The sequence below is a fragment of the Paenarthrobacter sp. PAE-2 genome (assembly GCF_026013155.1).
GTDB lineage: Bacteria > Actinomycetota > Actinomycetes > Actinomycetales > Micrococcaceae > Arthrobacter > Arthrobacter ureafaciens.
In genome coordinates, this window is record NZ_JAPDNV010000083.1 from 1 (window position 1) to 4,004 (window position 4,004).

The 4,004-nt window shown below is 64.7% G+C and carries 4 protein-coding genes and 1 pseudogene; all 5 read right to left on the bottom strand.

Annotation, left to right across the window (positions count from 1 at the left end; translation table 11 throughout):
- Nucleotides 1–85, bottom strand: an 85-nt coding sequence (locus tag OCL88_RS21200; RefSeq protein ID WP_319951675.1) for a serine dehydratase beta chain, incomplete at its 3' end; no start/stop codon positions are given.
- Between the two features lie 298 nt (nucleotides 86–383).
- Nucleotides 384–1,703, bottom strand: a complete 1,320-nt coding sequence (glyA, locus tag OCL88_RS20855; RefSeq protein ID WP_319951674.1) for a serine hydroxymethyltransferase — start codon at nucleotides 1,701–1,703, stop codon at nucleotides 384–386.
- A complete protein-coding gene (gcvH, locus tag OCL88_RS20860; protein WP_021474486.1) occupies nucleotides 1,700–2,083 on the bottom strand; it encodes a glycine cleavage system protein GcvH in 384 nt (127 codons plus the stop codon). The genes glyA and gcvH overlap by 4 nt, the downstream gene beginning before the upstream one ends.
- 21 nt (nucleotides 2,084–2,104) lie before the next feature.
- Nucleotides 2,105–3,226, bottom strand: a complete 1,122-nt coding sequence (gene gcvT, locus OCL88_RS20865; protein ID WP_264963817.1) for a glycine cleavage system aminomethyltransferase GcvT — start codon at nucleotides 3,224–3,226, stop codon at nucleotides 2,105–2,107.
- Between the two features lie 11 nt (nucleotides 3,227–3,237).
- Nucleotides 3,238–4,004 (bottom strand): annotated as a pseudogene (locus OCL88_RS20870) (glycine dehydrogenase (aminomethyl-transferring)); the annotation flags it as partial.

Below are 4,004 nucleotides of genomic sequence, written 5' to 3' on the forward strand. Positions count from 1 at the left end.
CCGCCCCAGCCCGCATCGGACCCACCGTATGCGAACTCGACGGACCAATACCCACAGAGAACAAATCGAAAACACCAACAGCCATGGCTGGGACCTTTCGGGGTTGAAGGAAAACAATGGGAAGCAAAACAAAGGTGGGAGCTGGGCCAAGTCCGAGCCAAGGCCGGCCCAGCCCCCGTGGAGGTCCAGTAAAACCTCCAACCCGGTGTAAATGTGCAGCATCCGTTCCCAGCAAATGCCACACCCGGGAGATCAATGTGGGCCACCGCGGCCTGTCGGGGCCCGCGTCCTCTGCGGCCTTCAGCCCGTTTCGGGGGTTCGCTGCGGGGTGTGCCGTGCGCACGGCACACCCCGCAGCTAGCCCACGAATCGGGTGTCAGGCCCTAACCCAGGTTCGCGACCTCGGGGTACAGAGGATGAGCAGCGGCGAGGACCTCGACGCGGTGACGCAGGCCCGAAAGGTCAGCGTCGGCGTCGGCGGTCAATGCTTCGGCGATGATGTCCGCAACCTCGCGGAAGGCCGCTTCGCCGAACCCGCGCGTGGCCAGGGCAGGCGTGCCGATGCGCAACCCGGAGGTGACCATCGGCGGACGGGGGTCGAACGGCACAGCGTTGCGGTTGACGGTGATGTCTATCGCGGCGAGGCGGTCTTCGGCTTGCTGGCCGTCGAGTTCGCAGTTGCGCAGGTCCACCAGGACCAGGTGCACGTCCGTGCCGCCGGACACTACAGAAATCCCAGCAGCAGCGACGTCGGGCTGCACCAGGCGTTCGGCCAGGATCCGGGCGCCGGCCAGGACGCGGGACTGCCGCTCACGGAATTCCTCGGAAGCGGCGATCTTGAACGCCACAGCCTTGCCTGCGATCACGTGTTCCAAGGGTCCACCCTGCTGACCGGGGAAGACAGCCGAGTTGATCTTCTTGGCGACGTCGGCATCGTTGGAGAGGATGATGCCGCCACGGGGACCGGCGAGGGTCTTGTGCGTGGTGGAGGTGGTGACGTGGGCGTGCGGCACCGGCGATGGGTGCAGGCCAGCGGCAACCAAACCGGCGAAGTGGGCCATGTCCACCATCAGGTAGGCACCAACGGAATCAGCGATCCGGCGGAACTCTGCGAAGTCCAGCTGCCGCGCGTATGCGGACCAGCCGGCCACGATCAGTGCAGGCTTGTGTTCCTGGGCCAGGCGCTCCACCTCGGCCATGTCCACGGTGTGGGTGTCCTCGCGGACGCCGTAGGGCACCACGTTGTACAGCTTGCCGGAGAAATTGATCCGCATGCCGTGCGTGAGGTGACCGCCGTGAGCGAGGTTGAGGCCCATGATGGTGTCGCCCGGCTTGATGAGTGCGTGCATCACGGACGCGTTGGCCTGCGCACCGGAGTGCGGCTGCACGTTCGCGTACTCGGCCCCGAACAGCGACTTGATCCGGTCGATCGCGAGCTGCTCGATCACGTCCACGTGCTCGCAGCCACCGTAGTAGCGCTTGCCCGGGTAGCCTTCGGCGTACTTGTTGGTCAGCACCGAGCCCTGCGCCTGCATCACTGCAACGGCGGTGTGGTTTTCGGACGCGATCATTTCCAGGCCACCGCGCTGGCGGCCCAGTTCGTCGTCGATCTTCGCCGCGATCTCGGGGTCCAGCGACGCGAGGTCGGCGTCCAACGACGGCGATACGACCTGTTCGAATTCAGTCACGGAAACAGGGTTCACAGTTCGCCTCCGTTGGCTGCTGCGTACTCTTCGCCCGTCATGAGCGGCCCTTCGTCCGTGGCGGCAACCTTGAACAGCCAGCCGGCACCGTAGGGATCGTTGTTGATGAGTGCGGGATCATCGACCACAGCGTCGTTGATCTCGGTTACCTCACCGGTAACGGGCGAGTACAGGTCGGAAACGGACTTGGTCGATTCCACCTCGCCGCAGGTCTCGCCTGCGGTCACCGTGGAGCCAACCTCGGGCAGGTCCACGTAAACAATGTCGCCCAGGGCGTCGGCGGCCACGGCGGAGATGCCGATGCCTACCGGTCCGCCGCCATCTGCAGCAACCCATTCATGTTCAGCCGAGTACTTCAGCCCGGCAACAACTTTGCTCATCTCAAAATCCTTCTCTTGTGACTACTTGGAACGCTTGTAGAACGGCAGCGGCACAACTTCGAACGGCTCAGCCTTGCCGCGCAGGTCCACCTCAACGGTGGTACCCGGGGCGGAATGCTCGACGTCGACATACGCCAACGCCACCGGGTAACCGAGCGTGGGGCTCGGCTGGCCGGAGGTCACCTCACCGATGAGGGTGCCATCCTTCAGAACCGAGTAATGCGCGCGGGCTGCACGACGGCCGGCGCCCTTGAGGCCGACCAGCTTCTGACCGATCGTGGATCCAACACCGGCAGCCTTGATGGCGGCCAGTGCTTCCTTGCCCACAAAATCGCTTTCCTTGGACAACGCCACAACCGGGCCGAGTCCGGCTGCGTAGGCGTTGACGTGGCGGGAGAGCTCGTTCCCGTAGAGCGGCATGCCTGCTTCAAGGCGGAGGGAATCGCGGGCTGCGAGGCCCGCCGGGATGAGGCCGTGGCCTTCCCCGGCTTCAAGCAACGCTTCCCACAGCTCAGCGGCATCCTGGTTGGGAACGTAGATCTCGAACCCGTCCTCGCCCGTGTAGCCAGTGCGTGCCAGCAGCAGCAGGTCGCCGGCGATGGAAACCTCGACGGCGGCATAGTACTTCAGTTCAGTGACCAGCGAGTGCTGCTCTGCGGGAACGAGCTTGAGCAGGATCGACTCGGCGTTCGGTCCTTGTACGGCGATCAGGGAGGTCTCCGCGGAGGCGTCCTCAACAACGACGTCGAAACCGGCGGCGCGCTCAAGCAGGGCAGCGGCCACCACGGCAGCGTTGCCCGCATTCGGAACCACAAGGAACTTGTCCGCAGACCTGCGGTACGTGATGAGGTCATCGATGATTCCGCCGTCGGAATCGCAGATCAGCGAGTACTTCGCCTTGCCCTCCGCCACCGCGGACAATTTGCCAACCAGCGCGTAGTCCAGGAACGCGGCGGCCTGCGGGCCGGTGACCCAGACTTCGCCCATATGGGAGAGGTCGAACAGGCCCGCGGCGTTGCGGACGGCGTGGTGTTCGGCCAGCTCGGATTCGTACTTCAGGGGCATCTGCCAGCCGCCAAAGTCCGTGAAGGAAGCGCCGGCTTTCTTGTGCTGCTCGTAAAGAGCGGTGTAGTTCTCAGACATATCGGGATTCCTTAGTTCTCAAAGTCTTCGATTGGAGGGCACGAGCAGACCAAGTTGCGGTCGCCCGCAGCACCGTCAATCCGGCCGACCGGCGGGAAGTACTTGTCCTGCTTGAGGCTCGGCACCGGGAAGGCTGCCTGCTCACGCGGGTAGTTGCGCTCCCACACGGAACTAACGACGGCGGCTGCCGTGTGCGGCGCGTTGCGGAGCGGGGAATCCTCCACGGAGAAGTCGCCGCTGGCAACCTGCTCAATCTCGGCCCGGATGGTGATCATGGCTTCGATGAAGCGGTCGATCTCGGCGAGGTCCTCGGACTCCGTCGGTTCAACCATGAGCGTGCCGGCCACCGGGAACGCCAGGGTGGGGGCGTGGAAGCCGAAGTCGATGAGGCGCTTGGCCACGTCCTCGGCCGTGACACCCGTGCGGGCGGTCAGTTCGCGGAGGTCCAGGATGCACTCGTGGGCAACGAGTCCGCCTTCACCGGTGTAGAGGACAGGGAAGTACTCGTTCAAGCGGGAAGCTACGTAGTTGGCAGCCAGGAGTGCCGACTTGGTGGCTTCGGTCAGTCCTTCGCCGCCCATGAGCTTCACGTAGGCCCAGGAAATGGGGAGCACACCGGCGGACCCGAAGCGCGATGCTGAGATGGCCACGCCGCCCTCGGAGGAAGCACTGTTGGCATCGCCCGGCATGAACGGGGCCAGGTGCGCCTTCGCAGCAACAGGACCGACGCCGGGTCCGCCACCGCCGTGCGGGATGCAGAAGGTCTTGTGCAGGTTCA

What these genes read in the sequence shown, in the direction of transcription:
- gcvH (WP_021474486.1), bottom strand. Translation starts at nt 2,083, where the DNA reads ATGAGCAAAGTTGTTGCCGGGCTGAAGTACTCGGCTGAACATGAATGG.
- gcvT (WP_264963817.1), bottom strand. Translation starts at nt 3,226, where the DNA reads ATGTCTGAGAACTACACCGCTCTTTACGAGCAGCACAAGAAAGCCGGC.